This is a genomic window from Halobacillus sp. A1, assembly GCF_024189295.1.
Taxonomy (GTDB): Bacteria; Bacillota; Bacilli; order Bacillales; family Halobacillaceae; genus Halobacillus_A.
In genome coordinates, this window is sequence record NZ_JAIZEN010000023.1 from 13,386 (window position 1) to 27,958 (window position 14,573).

General features: G+C 39.4%; 19 protein-coding genes. 10 read left to right on the forward strand and 9 right to left on the reverse strand.

The genetic code is table 11. The features are described from left to right. Positions 1-58 precede the first annotated feature (58 nt). The 3 genes from LF817_RS17105 to LF817_RS17115 all read left to right on the forward strand — a co-directional run bounded on the left by LF817_RS17105 (position 59) and on the right by LF817_RS17115 (position 1,844). Positions 59-523, forward strand: coding sequence for an AAA family ATPase (locus LF817_RS17105; RefSeq protein ID WP_253937028.1), 465 nt, complete (start codon positions 59-61; stop codon positions 521-523). Between the two features lie 968 nt (positions 524-1,491). Then, the gene (locus LF817_RS17110; RefSeq protein ID WP_253937029.1) at positions 1,492-1,647 is read left to right on the forward strand and encodes a hypothetical protein; all 156 of its coding nucleotides are present in this window, start codon (positions 1,492-1,494) and stop codon (positions 1,645-1,647) included. A 20-nt stretch (positions 1,648-1,667) separates the two neighbouring features. Then, entirely contained in the window at positions 1,668-1,844 is a 177-nt protein-coding gene (locus LF817_RS17115) for a hypothetical protein (RefSeq protein ID WP_253937030.1), read from the forward strand. A 188-nt stretch (positions 1,845-2,032) separates the two neighbouring features. Here LF817_RS17115 and LF817_RS17120 read toward each other — a convergent pair whose 3' ends face one another. Both LF817_RS17120 and LF817_RS17125 read right to left on the reverse strand, forming a co-directional pair. Then, a complete protein-coding gene (locus LF817_RS17120) occupies positions 2,033-2,842 on the reverse strand; it encodes an ABC transporter permease (RefSeq protein ID WP_253937031.1) in 810 nt (269 codons plus the stop codon). Beyond that, the gene (locus tag LF817_RS17125) at positions 2,832-3,812 is read right to left on the reverse strand and encodes an ATP-binding cassette domain-containing protein (protein WP_253937032.1); all 981 of its coding nucleotides are present in this window, start codon (positions 3,810-3,812) and stop codon (positions 2,832-2,834) included. Before LF817_RS17125 ends, LF817_RS17120 begins: the two co-directional genes overlap by 11 nt. Before the next feature lie 352 nt (positions 3,813-4,164). On the opposite strand from LF817_RS17125, the gene LF817_RS17130 reads away from it, so the two are divergent. Next, complete coding sequence (locus tag LF817_RS17130) at positions 4,165-4,518, forward strand: DUF2200 domain-containing protein (RefSeq protein ID WP_253937033.1); 354 nt, start codon at positions 4,165-4,167, stop codon at positions 4,516-4,518. 79 nt (positions 4,519-4,597) lie between these two features. Here LF817_RS17130 and LF817_RS17135 read toward each other — a convergent pair whose 3' ends face one another. From LF817_RS17135 to LF817_RS17150, 4 genes are all read right to left on the reverse strand, one after another. Next, positions 4,598-4,783 carry a DUF6440 family protein gene (locus tag LF817_RS17135; RefSeq protein WP_253937034.1) on the reverse strand — a complete coding sequence of 62 codons (186 nt, stop codon included), beginning with the start codon at positions 4,781-4,783 and terminating at the stop codon, positions 4,598-4,600. A gap of 83 nt (positions 4,784-4,866) precedes the next feature. Then, positions 4,867-5,613 carry an ABC transporter permease gene (locus tag LF817_RS17140; protein ID WP_253937035.1) on the reverse strand — a complete coding sequence of 249 codons (747 nt, stop codon included), beginning with the start codon at positions 5,611-5,613 and terminating at the stop codon, positions 4,867-4,869. After that, positions 5,610-6,461 (reverse strand): ABC transporter ATP-binding protein, encoded by an 852-nt coding sequence (locus LF817_RS17145; protein WP_253937036.1) that lies wholly within the window; start codon positions 6,459-6,461, stop codon positions 5,610-5,612. The genes LF817_RS17140 and LF817_RS17145 overlap by 4 nt, the downstream gene beginning before the upstream one ends. A 181-nt stretch (positions 6,462-6,642) precedes the next feature. Further along, a complete protein-coding gene (locus tag LF817_RS17150) occupies positions 6,643-7,629 on the reverse strand; it encodes a LytTR family transcriptional regulator DNA-binding domain-containing protein (RefSeq protein ID WP_253937066.1) in 987 nt (328 codons plus the stop codon). Positions 7,630-8,134: 505 nt separating this feature from the next. Between LF817_RS17150 and LF817_RS17155 the strand changes: the two genes are divergently transcribed. Then, on the forward strand, positions 8,135-8,599 hold the full coding sequence (locus tag LF817_RS17155; protein ID WP_256558357.1) for a GNAT family N-acetyltransferase: 465 nt from the start codon (positions 8,135-8,137) through the stop codon (positions 8,597-8,599). Positions 8,600-8,644: 45 nt separating this feature from the next. On the opposite strand, the gene LF817_RS17160 is transcribed toward LF817_RS17155, so the two are convergent. From LF817_RS17160 to LF817_RS17170, 3 genes are read right to left on the reverse strand one after another with little or no spacing between them, the layout of a single operon-like run. Then, positions 8,645-9,352 (reverse strand): FAD-dependent oxidoreductase, encoded by a 708-nt coding sequence (locus LF817_RS17160; RefSeq protein ID WP_253937038.1) that lies wholly within the window; start codon positions 9,350-9,352, stop codon positions 8,645-8,647. Between the two features lie 57 nt (positions 9,353-9,409). Then, positions 9,410-9,799: an SRPBCC family protein gene (locus LF817_RS17165; protein ID WP_253937039.1), complete on the reverse strand. Its 390-nt coding sequence runs from the start codon at positions 9,797-9,799 to the stop codon at positions 9,410-9,412. Positions 9,800-9,802: 3 nt separating this feature from the next. Beyond that, positions 9,803-10,141, reverse strand: a complete 339-nt coding sequence (locus tag LF817_RS17170; RefSeq protein ID WP_371925089.1) for an ArsR/SmtB family transcription factor — start codon at positions 10,139-10,141, stop codon at positions 9,803-9,805. Positions 10,142-10,326: 185 nt separating this feature from the next. Here LF817_RS17170 and LF817_RS17175 point away from each other — a divergent pair, with 185 nt between their 5' ends. The 5 genes from LF817_RS17175 to LF817_RS17195 all read left to right on the forward strand — a co-directional run bounded on the left by LF817_RS17175 (position 10,327) and on the right by LF817_RS17195 (position 14,224). Continuing rightward, positions 10,327-10,884 carry a dihydrofolate reductase family protein gene (locus LF817_RS17175; protein WP_253937041.1) on the forward strand — a complete coding sequence of 186 codons (558 nt, stop codon included), beginning with the start codon at positions 10,327-10,329 and terminating at the stop codon, positions 10,882-10,884. A gap of 247 nt (positions 10,885-11,131) precedes the next feature. After that, entirely contained in the window at positions 11,132-11,686 is a 555-nt protein-coding gene (locus tag LF817_RS17180; RefSeq protein ID WP_253937042.1) for a GNAT family N-acetyltransferase, read from the forward strand. Positions 11,687-11,729: 43 nt separating this feature from the next. Beyond that, positions 11,730-11,990, forward strand: a complete 261-nt coding sequence (locus LF817_RS17185; protein WP_253937043.1) for a hypothetical protein — start codon at positions 11,730-11,732, stop codon at positions 11,988-11,990. A 168-nt stretch (positions 11,991-12,158) separates the two neighbouring features. Beyond that, entirely contained in the window at positions 12,159-12,926 is a 768-nt protein-coding gene (locus LF817_RS17190) for a hypothetical protein (RefSeq protein ID WP_253937044.1), read from the forward strand. After that, positions 12,923-14,224: a glycosyltransferase family 2 protein gene (locus tag LF817_RS17195; RefSeq protein ID WP_253937045.1), complete on the forward strand. Its 1,302-nt coding sequence runs from the start codon at positions 12,923-12,925 to the stop codon at positions 14,222-14,224. The genes LF817_RS17190 and LF817_RS17195 overlap by 4 nt, the downstream gene beginning before the upstream one ends. Positions 14,225-14,573 lie beyond the last annotated feature (349 nt).

Consider the following 14,573-nt stretch of genomic DNA (forward strand, 5'->3'; position numbering starts at 1 on the left):
AATCGAGTCTGTCTTGTAACAATTTCTTAAAAACTATCTATCTAATGGAGGACTGGTGATGTCAATAATATTTGTTACAGGATTATCTGGAGTAGGTAAATCAAGTGCATTAGAACAATTAGCAATGGAAGGATATAACGTAGTCGATACGGATTATGGATACTTAAAGATAGAAAAAAATGGGGCAGCAGAAGAAAAAGTTTGGGATGAAGAAAAAATAGCTCAATTAATGGAGAAGTATAAAAATTCCCATTTATTTATCTCCGGCTGCTATTCCAATCAAGGGAAATTTTATAATCAGTTTGATTGTGTCGTTCTCCTTAAAGCTGATTTAGAGATTATGATGGATAGAATCAATAACAGAACTTCCCATAATTATGGGAAGAGTGCAGATGAAAGGGATGAGGTAATAGATAGCTTTAAAAATGTTTTACCATTATTAGTGAAAAGTTCGGATGTTACCATTGATACTTCATATTGCGAAATAGATGTAGTTTGTAAACGACTTAAAGAATTATTATAAGGATGTTTTCTCAAAATCAAGTCTTACTTAAACAGGGGCAATTGTTCAATAAGAACTTACTGATTCTCTCCACTCTACAGAGAAGAAATAATCCTCTGGCGTTCGTACCTGAGTTTTTAATACTTCAAATAAAAATCGATAATCAACACGAATGCTTGCTGAAATTAATTTATTAAATACAAAATGAGGATTACAAGAATTAAGAATCCGAACCCCGCTAATCTTATACTGAGCACCTTTCTTTTTGATAAGTACTCTCCCTTAGTCTCCAACCAGTATGGATAAAAAAATGATATTATAGGAGATAAAATAATTGCTGCTGATACTACTATAACGACAGCAAACTCATATAATTCCACGCCGCCACCACCTTTAGTTATATTTAAACTAGAAATAGAAATTCTAAACAATCTCAAATTTCGAGTTTTACATACATGGGGGCGATTACTTTATAAAGTCATGGTTCATTAATGACTGATTTCTTTGAAAATCTTAAGGGTGCGTTAGTTAAATAAGCAAATATAACCAAAGAGGACTTCCATGAAACTGGAAGTCCTCTTATATAGGTGATATCACCACTATACTTTAATATAGCCTTTAATCTATGGAAAAGCATTGAGTTTCAGGAGGTGGTTTGAAATAATTTGAATGATCTAAGCAGAAAGTATTCAAAAAACTTAGTGTCAGCGAGGTGATGAAAATGAAGATAATTGTGAGTGAATGGCCGTGGAGGGATATCATACTAGTTTTTTTATTCATTGTGGTCCTTTACATAACGTTACCTTATTTAGGAATCAATACTTTTTCTATAGTCGTTGCTCTGACTGGGTTGGTAGAATGGGCCACCAAATTTATTCTTCCCTGGATTGTTTTATTTTGGGGGATCAGGCTGATAAAGAATCTGGAGTCTAAATAGATGATTTTTCAATGGAGTTGTTCTTAAGCTTTAAAGAAAGGGAGGATGTTAAGTGATTGCTGCATTACTTATGGTGGGCGTGCTTGTCTTACTTTTAAATCTTTTTATAACCCCTGTAGGTACTTCAAATGCCTTATTGATCTCTGCCGTTCTGTTTGGTTCAGCCATAGTCCTCTCACTAGTGAAAGCGAAAAAATTGAATAAGTAAGCAGCAAGGAGGTAAATAAATTGAAGCATTTAATAGGTATGTACGTTGTGATGGCCATTATCGTTTTTGTTAATTTAACGAGTGAATTTATTTTTAATAGTGAGTATTCAGCTATTGCCAGTTGGCTGATAGCGGTGTTATTTCTTTTGGGAACGATATTCTTTGCTAATGCAAAGTATTATTTAAATGAGAATTAAAGTTGCTTCATTAACTAACCAAGAGAAAACATACTATATCAGGAATGCGGCCGTTATACAGATAGAGCATTGCAGATGTTTACAGTGTGGTGCCTGCCCCCGGCATTAGTGTAGTGGGGGACAGGCACCCTCATTGTTTAAGTTACTTGGAGATATGTTAGATTATGTCTCAATATCTGACTCTCTACTTAATTCTTATTTCTAAAAAAGTACATCGTCAGTGTACCGAACACAGCAATTAAACCTACGGAGATGTAGGTGATGATCAATAATTCGCTCGTTACATCATACCCGTGAATCAATCCTCTGGACGCATCGACCACGAATGTTATCGGGTTAATGTCTACAAAGTGCTGCAGCCAATTTGGCATAGTGGATGGATCAACAAATACGCTGCTTAAAAAGGTGAGAGGGAATAACAGCATCATACTTATGGCCATGAGAGCTTTTTCTGAACGTACAATGATTCCAAGCATCGTCCAGATCCAGGATAAACTAAAAGAGAAGAATAGAATGACGAGGACGGCAAGGACGATGCCTGAGAACCCCGCTTCTGCACGAAACCCTAGAATGTAACCAAGTGTAATCATGATGGTTGCGGCAAGTGAATATCTCACGACGTCCACTAACAGCGCCCCTACTAAAACAGCAGGCTGCCAAATTGGCAGTGAACGAAAACGATCAAATACACCTTTCTCGATATCTTTATTTAAATCAAGCCCTGTGTACATCGTAATCATCGCGACAGTCATGACTAAAATTCCCGGCAGGACAAAGTCTAAGTACTCTCCTGTTGAGCCTGAAATCGCTCCACCGAATAAGTACGTAAACATCAGCAGGAAGATAATCGGGAATACCGTTACATCAAATAGTTGTTCGGGAACATAGCGGATGCGTAATAATGCCCGCCAGGCAAAGGTAAGAGCGGCACTCATAGGTGAAGCTTTGGGCGGGCGTTTTTGTAATTTGATTGATTTTTCTAATGAATTATTCTCCATTTGATTCCCCGCCTTTCTCTTTAGCAGGCTTTCCGGTAATGGTTAAGAACACGTCATCTAAACTTGGCTGCTGCATAGAGAAGTCTTTCACTGCTATCTGGTGGTTGGCTAGTTCTCCAATCGCTTTTGCAGCCTTTGACTGGTCTTTCATCGTTACGGAAATCGATAAGCGGCCACGATCCACTTCAGGCGTCTGAGTGAACATCCCTTCAAAGATGGACTCCGCCTTGTTCAAATCCCGTTCATCTTCGAATTCAATAATCAAACTTCGAACACCAATTGATGACTTCAATTCTGCACTCGTTCCTTCTGCAATTAGAACTCCCCGGTCTATGACACCAATAAGGTCAGCAAGTTGATCTGCTTCTTCTAAGTATTGTGTCGTAAGGAAGACTGTCGTACCGTTTTTGACTAATGCTCGAATAACCGTCCACACTTCATTCCGGCTTCTTGGATCGAGGCCGGTGGTAGGTTCATCTAAAAAGAGCAGTTCGGGTGAAGTGATTATACTTGCGGCGATATCGATCCTTCTTCTCATTCCGCCGGAGTATTTCTTCACCTGGCGCTTCGCTGCATCTTGTAAATTAAAAGCGGCTAATAATTCATCGGCACGCTGTTTTGCTTCTTTTCGCGAAAAACCAACTAATCTGCCAATGAAAATTAAATTCTCGCGGCCGGATATTTCTTCATCAACCGAAGCAAACTGACCCGTTAAACTGATCGACTGCCTTACTTCATCCGCTTCTTTTGCCAGGTCATACCCCATGACTTTCGCTTGACCTTCTGTCGGTTTCAGCAGAGTGGCCAGCATACGGATCATCGTCGTCTTCCCGGCTCCATTAGGTCCGAGGAAGCCATAGACAATTCCTTTTGGCACCTTTAAGCTGATGCCGTCTACAGCTCGTTCTTTTCCAAAAGCTTTAACTAAATGATCGGCTTCTACTGCGTACAATGTATTTGAATGATCCATTCGTTGACCTCCCTATTCGCTTTTATTTTACCATAGGACAGCAGCCTTGATATCAAGCTTGAGGATGATATTGAAGCGGGTTTATAAAAACGACTGTTTCCTATGATAGCAAGGTTCGTTTCCTGCTTTGAAGCTGGATAGTTAAAGCGTATTTTTTCTACAGACTGTGGGTTAGTTTTTGATTGAGAATAACCAAATATTCAATTTCTATAAAAAGAGGGGGGGCGTAGTGAACGGTTACTCACTTCAAATATTTTTAAAAAAAGCTATGCAGGAAAAATCTGAATAAATTTTATTGAATGATATAATTGTAGAACAAGTATCCAAAAATATAGGGAAGGGAGGAAGTATTATGACTAAACATAGGATTTATACAATGAGTTTCGCAAGTGTTTACCCCCATTATGTTACGAAGGCAGAGAAAAAAGGACGTACGAAAACAGAAGTCGATGAGATTATCCGGTGGCTGACAGGGTACAACCAGGACGAATTAGAAGCACAGCTGGAAAAGAAGACAGACTTTGAGACTTTTTTTGCGGAAGCTCCCCAACTAAATCCTTCACGCACTTTGGTTAAAGGTGTGATTTGCGGTGTGCGGGTGGAAGACATTGAAGAACCAACGATGCAGGAAATCCGCTATTTGGATAAGCTGATTGATGAATTAGCAAAAGGAAAAGCGATGGAGAAGATTTTGCGGAATACTTAAGAACGCGCTCACACTCCTGCAAAAAATCGCTTCCTTTAAAAGAAGCGATTTTTTAAATGATTCATTCTCCAGACATTTTTTAGGAGTTTTTCTCTATAACTACTTCACCGTTCTCATCCAGTAATGGTGTGAGTGAAACCCCTTGAGGAGCCCAAGTATGCATATAGTTCACTCCGGTGGTATGATCCACTAACACCATGATCAATCCGTACTGATAATGTTGAACGGATTTTTCCTCAAATCTTTTGTCCTTTTTTCCAAACATTGATTGTCACCTCCAAATATACGTTAGTGATGTCTTCCATATCATGCTTTTCTTTTATTACAGTGTTTTTTTAAAACTGATTACTAATGATCCAGACCATTTTTCTTATAAACATAGATGAATAAACCTAAAGTGACTAAAAGCCAGGCAAAGAGAACGCTCGTATCCGTAATATTCCACTGATATTCGCTGCTGGCTGACAGGGTTTCGGCTAAGTTGGCTAACACCCCTCCATACGTATAGTTTAATATTTCAGCTAAATCGTCATTGAACATCTTTAGAACAGGCGTGGAGGTTAAGACAATTAAGATTGGTGTACTGACCAGTGTGGCCTGTGCCTGGTTTTTCGCGTAAACTCCAATGATATATCCAATTAAAATGCTGATTAAGCTGGACAGAGTCGTAATAATAAGAAATGTAAGTACCGGTATCTCCCCAAAAGACACGCCGCTTGCAGGAATTAAAAGAATATTGGTCGTTACTAAGATGACTAATAGTGGGAGCATACTGCCTATAAAATATTCTCCCCCTTTAACTGACGATGTCATTAACACTCGAAGGGTATGCTTCTCTTTTTCCTCAGCAATAGGGGAACTGCTCATGGATATACCCCCTATAGCGATATTGAAAATCAGTCCGAAACTTAGTAAGAAACCACTTGTGGAAAACGGCACTCCTGCGTCCCCGACATCTACATCCGGCATTAAATTTCCCATAATAATCACAAATCCTATCGCAAATATTGGTGTGAAAAGGATGCTCATATTGCTCAGCATCAGTTTTATTTTCAATTGAAGAACAGCATGTATTTTTCTAAGCGAAAGTTTCAAATTAATTCCCTCCCTGTAACTTCCAAGAATACCTTCTCTAAGTTAGGTTCACATGAATGAATAGTCATAAGCTCGTCGTTCCTCAGCCAATCGTTAATCTGTTCTATTGATTCAGTCGTATGCGGAAGTAAAAGTTCTTTTTCGTTCTTTAGTAGGATTTGGTAACGTTTGTCTTGATTGTATTTAAGCGTCAGAGCCTTCGGTGTATCATGTTCCACGATAAGACCATCATTTAATAGGGCCACGTGGTCACACAGCTTAGCTGCTTCTTCCATATTGTGAGTGGTCAGAAATATGGCTGTCCCCATTTCCTTCAACTCCTCGAGCAAGGAGTGGATGGCTTCACTTGTAACGGGGTCGAGCCCGCTCGTAGGTTCATCTAAGAAAAGCACCTTCGGCTGATGTAAGATCGCTCTTGAAAGAATCAACCGCTGCTTCATTCCCTTAGATAAATTCCCGGCCTTTTTATTTTTGTGTTCAAACAGACCGACTTTTTCCAGGAGGTTGTCAATCCGTTCTTTTTCAACATGTAACAACTTAGCGAATATGCTCAAATTATGATAGACGGTTAATTTTTCATATAATCCGCTGTTATCCGTGACGATTCCCAATTGTTCATAAATACTTTCATCAATTTGTTCAACAGGCTTACCTAAAACAAAGGCTTGTCCGGAAGTTTGTGCCAGCTGTCCTGTCAGAATTTTAATCGTAGTTGTTTTACCTGAGCCGGAAGGACCGAGGAATCCAAAGATTTCACCTTCATGTACAGAAAAACTTATATCCTTTAAAGCAGATTCGTCTTTGAACTTTTTTGATACATGTTCAACCTGGATTAATTTTTTTCCCATGATCTTCTCTCCTTCATGAATCATTATGATGGACAACTGCCGACGCTTACGCTGTCCACCTAATATCAACTTTATAGAGAAGCAAGGGAAATGTCGTAAATAACTGCTGAAAAGTACTAGTCAAAAGCCCAAATGTACTAAAAAGAGGTTGAAATCATGGTATTTCAACCTCAACAGTACCTTAAAATTCGATTAATGCTTTCATAGCTTCTAAACGATTTCGTGAAATGGGCAATTTCACATTGGAATTTCCTTTTAGAATTAAAGTATAGCTGTTTTTAGAATAGCTCACTAATTCTGACACCCTCTGTAAATTTACTAAATAGGATCTGTGGCATCTGAAAAAACCAAAATTGGTTAACTTATCTTCCAATTCATTCATCGTTAAATCAGTTGGGAAATATTCCTCGCCTATTCGAAGAGTACTCACACTGTTAATACTTTCTATAAAATCAATTTCATCTGGACTAAAGAAAATGGTCTTATCTGCGGACTTACTGGAAACCTTGTAGACATGATTCGGCATCATTCCTGTTTCAGTTTTATCAGCTGGCATGGCAGTATTTTCCTGAGCAAGATCCGTTTTTTCCAAACCGGTAAATTGATTGTACCGGTAAATATCATGACTCAATAACAATAATTCCTCTAAGAAGTGAGAAGTGAATAAAACAGCCACATCATTGGATTGAAGGTATTCTATAGCTTTTATGTATAATTCGGTTCCCTCAATAGTGGAGTGGCTTAAAGGACTTTGAATTAATAGTAATTCTGGGGAAAATAAGGACATCCGGAATAAGCTGACCCTTTTTTTCTGGTCAAAGGACAATCTGCTGATTTTAGTATTCCACACATCGGACAAGGAAAAAATGCCGATAAATTCCTCTAAAGGTTTTTCGAAATCTGCAATTTTCTTAAAAGCATGTAAATAGCTGGAGACCGTTAAGTCTTCATACAAACCGTCTTCAGTAAATTCCGTTAAAATCCGGCTTGTCTCTTTTTCGATAATACCGCTGGTAGGAGTTAGTTCCCCGGTGAGCAGCTTAAAAAAGACGATGCTTTCTTTATTTGTCATCTTTATTCCAATTTGAGATTTTTCTTTTATAATTAAATGAATATCCTTTAGAATTGTACGATTGTTTTCTTGTTTCATAACATTTTCTAACGTCATTAAGGTCAACTAGAACCCACCTTTCCTCACCTATATAGATAACATCACCACCAAGTATATTATGGTCAAGTTCATCAAAAAAGAAAAGGGGCACATAGCTTAGGAAAAAGCTGGGTCCATGGAATAGTTTGAATGAATGGTAATGGAGGGAAGGGAAGTGTCTTGTATTCCACCTCGAAAATACATTTATTATGAACAACTTTAATTTCCTATTGTTATCCTTTTTATAAGATTGGAGAAATTCAAATTGTCTTCGTTTACCATATGGGTAATAGCACTCAACACTCTTTTTTGGGTGATCTGTTATTTTGGCATCGCCTGGGGGATTCGGCTCATTCCAAAACATGTGCATGAAAAGAGCAATTGGTTCTATAAAGAATACTCGTTTGAAAGATGCTTTTATAAAAAATTGGTTTACATAAGTGGAAAGATAACCTCCCGGAATGGGGCAGCCTGTTAAAGTTCCAGAAAAAATCTTTAAATAAAGAACTTAACGTAAATTATTTTGATCAGTTTATTTGGAAACCTATCGCGCAGAGCTTGGGCGGCAAGTTATGAGGAAGAAAGAAAACAACCATTGGAATTATACGAGGGGAGATTAGAAGCTGCTGTTTCTTCCATTACTTTTGGTGCTTTTGACCATTCAAAGCTAGTAGGTATCGTTACGGTTGTTCGTGAAAACAAATTGAAATTGCGCCACAGATCCAATATTGTTTCCATGTATGTTACGAAGGGATTCCGTGAGAATGGTATTGGAAAAGCTCTTCTTGAGGAAGCGCTGCAACATGTTAGAAAGGTATACCAATCGGAACAACTTTACTTAACAGTTGCTTCAATTAATAAGGCTGCCAAAACCCTTTACAGCTCCGCAGGCTTCGAACATTTCGGTACGGATACAAACGCATTAAAGATTGACGATCACTATATTGATGTAGACCATATGGTGTTATATCTTAAATACAAAGAATAGAAGCCACTTTGGCTTCTATTCTTTGTTGAGGATCGAAACATTTCATTAATATCCCATAAACGCATCCTTTTTGATATTCTGCTTTTGGATAGTATTACTTTTCAGGTGATTAGTAATGGAACTTACCATCGACTTAGAGCCTGCAATAAAGTAAGCAGCGTTATTGTTATAGGAGGAAATAAAACTGTCTATCTCCTGGTATAAATCATCCCGTGTTTCAAGGAAGGCAATATCAATTGAGGTATTATTGGCGATTTCATCTAATTCGTCTTTATATATAAATGATTGACCGCTGTCCAAGTAGAGTAGTCTGACTTGGTGGCCGTTTTCAACTCCTTCCGCTTCTAATTGTTTTATCATTGCTCGAAAAGGCGTAATGCCGATACCTCCAGCAATGAAGAGCGTCGGTCTTTTCTCTTTTAAATAAAAAGATCCTACAGGACCACTCATTTTAATGCTCATACCTTTTTCTAATTCCAGCAGCGCTTTTTTAAAATCACTCGGCTGATCACCCATTTTTGTCGTAATTCTAACCACACCTTCTGTTGGAGATGAGGCTACACTGAATGGTCGTGCAGCGTTTTTTATCTTCTTGTGATGGATCGTGAATATACCGTGCTGTCCTGCATTCCAGGTTAAGTCGTTTTGTTTCTCAAAAACGAATGAGTAAACACCATCAGATTCTTTGTACCTTTCTACATACGAGAGTTCACTTTTTTTGAAAATAGATATCGAATCTTTTAAAAAGCTCACCGCATTCCCTCCTTTAAAAATAGAATTGAAACTTAAGTGATTTGAAGAGATGTATCCTTAAGCTTCATCCAACACTTTTTTTAATTCATCAACCATACTTGCCCAGCCATACTTGGCTCCATTAAACGCTTGGCCTTTTTGTTCAAATCCGGAGTGGTCAAGATGGAGGTAAGTCGTTTCTCCCTCTTGTTTTAACGTCCAGGTTACGATCGTGTCTATCGGTCCGCCTACCCATGTGTAAGATAGTTTATGAGGCTTGTCCACTACCAATACTTCACTGTCTACAACTAAATCTATTGCCTCATTATGAAATTGACATTTGTATCCTACGATTGGTTTGAAATTATTTTCCATGACCCATTGAGCAAGGATATCCGAATCAGTTAAGGCTTCCCATACTTTATGGATGGAACTCTTAAATTGAAAATCTAATGATAAATCTGCCATCGTCTATTCCTCCAATATATCTTTTAGTAATGCTGCTCTATCATTCCAGAAATCTTCATAAAATGATAACCACTCTTTAACTTCTTTTAAGGGAGCCGGATTGAGCTGATACCTGGTTTCTCTGCCTTTTTTATGGTTTGTTACTAAATCAGCTTCTTTTAGGATCGTTAAATGCTTGGAAACCGCAGTGCGCCCCATCTCAAAATGAGTGGTGATTTCATAAAGAGGCAGCTCATCTGAATCTGCCAGCAGCCGGATTAATTTCCGTCTTGTTGGATCTGCAATCGCTACAAAAACGTCACGCTCTTGAGCAGTATTTTTCAACTTTATCCTCCTTTCCATTAGATGCGACACCATTTGGTATCGTAATTATATGACACCTTTTAGTGTCTAGTCAACTGGAAAAATAAACGGTCTTTCGTTCCAGCCTTTACGTGGAGAAGGATAAATAATATAAATATAAAGGGTTCTTAAGTTATTAAATAGAAGTATTTAAAGAATTGAAAAATCTGAGGAGGAGGGGTTTTGTGGCTAAAGTCGTTTTAGGAATGACGATCTCTTTAGACGGTTATATCAACGACAGTAAAGGAAGTGTAGGACGGCTGTATCAGGATCTGGATGAACTGCGCCATAGTGAGGTGCTGAAAGAATCCATACGAAATACAGGCGCAGTTGTCATGGGGAGGAACACCTATGAGATGACGACTGATCCGGATTTGTACGCAGATAATTATGAATACCAGGCGCCTATCTTTGTGCTTTGCAAAAAAGAACCACAAAAACACCCGAAAGAGAATGAGGAGTTAACATTTACATTTGTCACTCAGGGAATCGAACATGCAATTGCTCAGGCAAAAGAAGCTGCTGGAAATAAAGTTGTTACGGTCATTGGCGGTGCAATCACAGCCCAACAGTGTTTAAAAGCAGAACTTGTAGATGAACTGCAGATCGATATCATGCCGGTTCTTTTGTGTGGAGGTATTAAAATGTTTGAGCATATAGGTGAAGAGCAGATTGAATTGGAGAAGTTGAGTGTAAGAGAGGTTGGGGAAAGAACGAGTATTCTTTTTCGTGTGGTGAAATAGGGCAATAAAAGATTGGTCTTTTTATTGAGGTTTTTGCCTCTTTTACATTTCGTTGTTGTTACTCATCTAATCTCCCATTTCTTGAACAATCAGCTTCGGGAGATTGATTTGTTTCCGTTTTGCTAGGCAGCGTGTGAATATTCTTTGAAAAAAGCAGAGGTCTAACGGGTCCTCTGCTTTTTTATCTATCATATGAAACTAAAATAGTTGTAAATCGTAAACAGGGTGAGCTGAAGGGAGAATGCCGATGTTAGAAATTAAAGGAACCAAAGTAGTGTTGAAGGAAGCGGAGTATATAGATATTGATGAATTATACTTCTGGAAGTATGAGGATAAGGAGCAGGAAGCTAAGAAATGGAATGGTCCTTATATAATAGAAGAAAAAGTATCTAAAGAGAAATACATAGAAGGTTGGGCGCAGCAAATCTATCCTGGTCTGCCTGCTTTTTTAGTTATAAAAGCCGATGACAAAGCAATTGGTTATGTTGGAGCTTATTGGGTGGATGAAAACACGGATTGGTTGGAAACAGGTATTGTTATTTATGATAAAGGTTATTGGGATCGTGGATACGGCAGTGAAGCATATAAGCTTTGGATCGACCATCTTTTCCAAAATACTGAATTACATCGGCTGGGAATGTCTACCTGGTCGGGGAATACTAGAATGATAAAGGCTGCTGGAAAGTTAGGGATGAAAGAGGAAGCGAGGATAAGGCAGGCGAGAAGAGTGAACGACCAGTACTTCGACGCAGTAAAAATGGGAGTTTTACGTAAAGAGTGGGAGGAGCTGGATAGCGATTAAATTAGATAAAAGGCTATTAGAAATTTTTTAGAGGAGAATGCTAATGAATAACGAGAAACGCTTAAAAGTTCTAGCCATAATTTGCCTGATGGTCTGCCTGGGAGTTTGGATTCCTAATATAGCCTTCCAAGTCGCTAGTCCATTGTGGATGTTAACCTTTATTATAGCTCCTGCTGGAATTGTATTTGCCGTCTTGATTAAGAACTATTGGCTGATTATATCTAATACAATTATGCTGTTTAGTTTCTTTATTCTAATGTTTGCTGGATACTTTGTTCATTACATAACTGGTGGAAAGCCATAAAGATAACAACTAAAACGGATAGAATACTTAAAACGTGTATGTGCAGACCTGCTTTTTATAAACGGGTCTTTTCACTTTGGATGTGCTCACTGGCTGATTTTCCATTTAAAAACAGAACCGTTCCTCCGATAACTATATTATAATGAACGGTAAGAAAAGGGGGATTGCATGATTCGACAAAGAATGAGTATCGGTTTTTTATTGTGGGTCATCAGCTTTTTCATATTATTTTATTGGACGCGGGGGTTACTTCCTGAAGGGACGTTCTTCATACTGCTTGTACCTTCCATCCTTTTCCTTTTATTAAAAGATAAGGTTTCGTATCTGCTGTTGACGATCTTTACGATAGTTTCTTCGCTGGCTTTTCTCTACATGGCCTTTGTGCAAGGCTGGTCTACAGCCGATCAGTGGAGCGGCATAGGCATTCATGGACTGCTGCTTATTCATCTCTGGGCCATGTATACCTTTGTTACGTCCATCACGACGCTTTCGGCTATGAACAAAAAGCTGGGAGACCGTATTCTGGAGCTCGAGGAGTATGTGGCAAATACACAGGTGTTATCGAATCGTGAATTTATTAAACAAAAAGAAATGATTCATATCTCCATGGTGCGGAAGCGGGAGAAGGGTTTTCTAATATATGTAGGTCTGGAGGATCTTCCTGGTTATGTGAAGGATACAAGCTTCGTGAAGGTGGCGAATATCATCTATCACAGTTTAAGGAAGCATTTTGATATCGTAGGAAAACATGATGAAGCTACGGTAGTGTTCTTACTGCAGTCTACCAACTCGGCAGGACTGAACGTAGTGAATCAGCGGATCCTGCAGAAGCTGAGTTACATATTTACGGAGGGAGCGCTTGATCGTATCAGCTGGGACATAGAGGAGATCGGCTATACAGAAGCGAAAGCGGTTCAAGGAGAGACATCTCAATGAGCAAGGTTATAAGCAGCTTGATTGTTGCAGCCGCTGCCGTTGCCGCAGGTATATATTTTGAGCTGTTGTCGATCCGTACTTTACTTTTGACAACGACCGTATTGTTTTTACTGCTATTACTCTACTATTCGATTTTGACCATTGCGGGTCTATATTACCGTACGAAAAAAACGAGGTTCCAAAAGCTCGATCACTATCCGAGCGTGGATATTCTTATCCCTGCACATAATGAAGGAGTAGTTATCAAAGACACTCTGGACGCAATGGTCAGTATTCAATACCCTGGTCAACTTAACATTTATGTCCTGAATGATAATTCCAAGGATGAAACGGCAGTGATTGCAGACCAGTACGACAGCACGTACCGGGAAGTTCATCACATATTAGTCCCGCCTGGAGAGCCGAAAGGTAAATCGCGCGTACTTAATTACGGGCTTGAGATATCCGACGGTGAGTACTTCTGCGTCTATGATGCGGATAATCAGCCAGAACCGAGGGCACTGGTGCAGCTTGTTGAGGCGGCAGTGAATTATAAAGATGCGGCTGGAGCGGTCGGTTACGTACGTACCGTCAATGAAAGTAAGAACCTGTTGACCCGGATGATTTCCATCGAGTTCCAAGTGTTCCAGCTGCTCATGCAGGCCGGACGCTGGCAGTTGTTCAAAACGGGCTCTTTGACGGGTACCAACATGCTTGTCAAACGCAGTGTGATTGAAGAATTAGGGGGATACGATCCTTATGCTATTGCAGAGGACGCTGAACTGACGTTGAGGATTACCCGGCAAGGACTTTTTCTACCGATCGTTCCCCATTCTGTTACGTGGGAACAGGAGCCTGAAACGATGAATGTGTACATCCGCCAGCGCACAAGGTGGCTGCAGGGGAACCTCTATATCGTGGAGCAGACACTGACTGTGCCTGGCTATTTTAAGGGGAAAATGATGGTTCACTCCATCCACCAGCTGATGGTTTATGTCATCTTTTGGTTCTTTCTCGTCCTGTCCTATGCCTGGTTTGTACTAGGCTTGTTCGATGTTCTGTTTATATCCTACACATTGCCTTTATTATTTGTATGGTACGTGTCTTATCTCGTGTACACGACACAGCTCATGAGCGCGCAGGCTGCGGAACGTTCGTTTAACAGCAAAAACATTTTTGTCAGTTTCATCATGTATTTCACGTACGCCCAGTTATTCTCCTATTTGTTTGTCAGAAGCTTGATTTTTTACTTGAAAGCAAAGAAAAACAAACAAGTCATCAGCTGGGACAAGACGTCCCGCTTTAAAAGCAATAAGTGAAAAACGCCTGGAAGCTCAGGCGTTTTTTTGCTTGTACATCCTGTTGCATTCAATGTTGATTTTTCTTTATCTTAAGTACTCGATTTCAGATGTTCAAGCTGTTTCCGTATTGTTTAAATAGTGTTAGAGCTCCGGGAAATCACTCCCTTTCCGTGGGAGCGCGGTGAGCTTCCTCGGACGTCCCGTCCTGCGGGATCTCACCAAGCACTCTCTTCCCACAGGAGTCTCGCGATTTCCCGGAGCTCTTAACGATAATTAGGAGAACGGAAACTTCCATTTCAGGAGATAAATGAAACAAGGAGAACGACAATTCGGCTAATATATGACCTGGAACTGGATTGCACACCAC

Excerpts from the sequence above, each read along its gene's own strand:
- LF817_RS17145 (WP_253937036.1), bottom strand. The coding sequence starts at position 6,461 with ATGGGAAAAAAATTAATCCAGGTTGAACATGTATCAAAAAAGTTCAAA.
- LF817_RS17125 (WP_253937032.1), bottom strand. The coding sequence starts at position 3,812 with ATGGATCATTCAAATACATTGTACGCAGTAGAAGCCGATCATTTAGTT.
- LF817_RS17185 (WP_253937043.1), top strand. The coding sequence starts at position 11,730 with ATGAATAACGAGAAACGCTTAAAAGTTCTAGCCATAATTTGCCTGATG.
- LF817_RS17170 (WP_371925089.1), bottom strand. The coding sequence starts at position 10,141 with ATGGAAAGGAGGATAAAGTTGAAAAATACTGCTCAAGAGCGTGACGTT.
- LF817_RS17135 (WP_253937034.1), bottom strand. The coding sequence starts at position 4,783 with ATGTTTGGAAAAAAGGACAAAAGATTTGAGGAAAAATCCGTTCAACAT.
- LF817_RS17105 (WP_253937028.1), top strand. The coding sequence starts at position 59 with ATGTCAATAATATTTGTTACAGGATTATCTGGAGTAGGTAAATCAAGT.
- LF817_RS17150 (WP_253937066.1), bottom strand. The coding sequence starts at position 7,629 with ATGACGTTAGAAAATGTTATGAAACAAGAAAACAATCGTACAATTCTA.
- LF817_RS17190 (WP_253937044.1), top strand. The coding sequence starts at position 12,159 with ATGATTCGACAAAGAATGAGTATCGGTTTTTTATTGTGGGTCATCAGC.
- LF817_RS17130 (WP_253937033.1), top strand. The coding sequence starts at position 4,165 with ATGACTAAACATAGGATTTATACAATGAGTTTCGCAAGTGTTTACCCC.
- LF817_RS17165 (WP_253937039.1), bottom strand. The coding sequence starts at position 9,799 with ATGGCAGATTTATCATTAGATTTTCAATTTAAGAGTTCCATCCATAAA.
- LF817_RS17180 (WP_253937042.1), top strand. The coding sequence starts at position 11,132 with ATGTTAGAAATTAAAGGAACCAAAGTAGTGTTGAAGGAAGCGGAGTAT.
- LF817_RS17120 (WP_253937031.1), bottom strand. The coding sequence starts at position 2,842 with ATGGAGAATAATTCATTAGAAAAATCAATCAAATTACAAAAACGCCCG.
- LF817_RS17195 (WP_253937045.1), top strand. The coding sequence starts at position 12,923 with ATGAGCAAGGTTATAAGCAGCTTGATTGTTGCAGCCGCTGCCGTTGCC.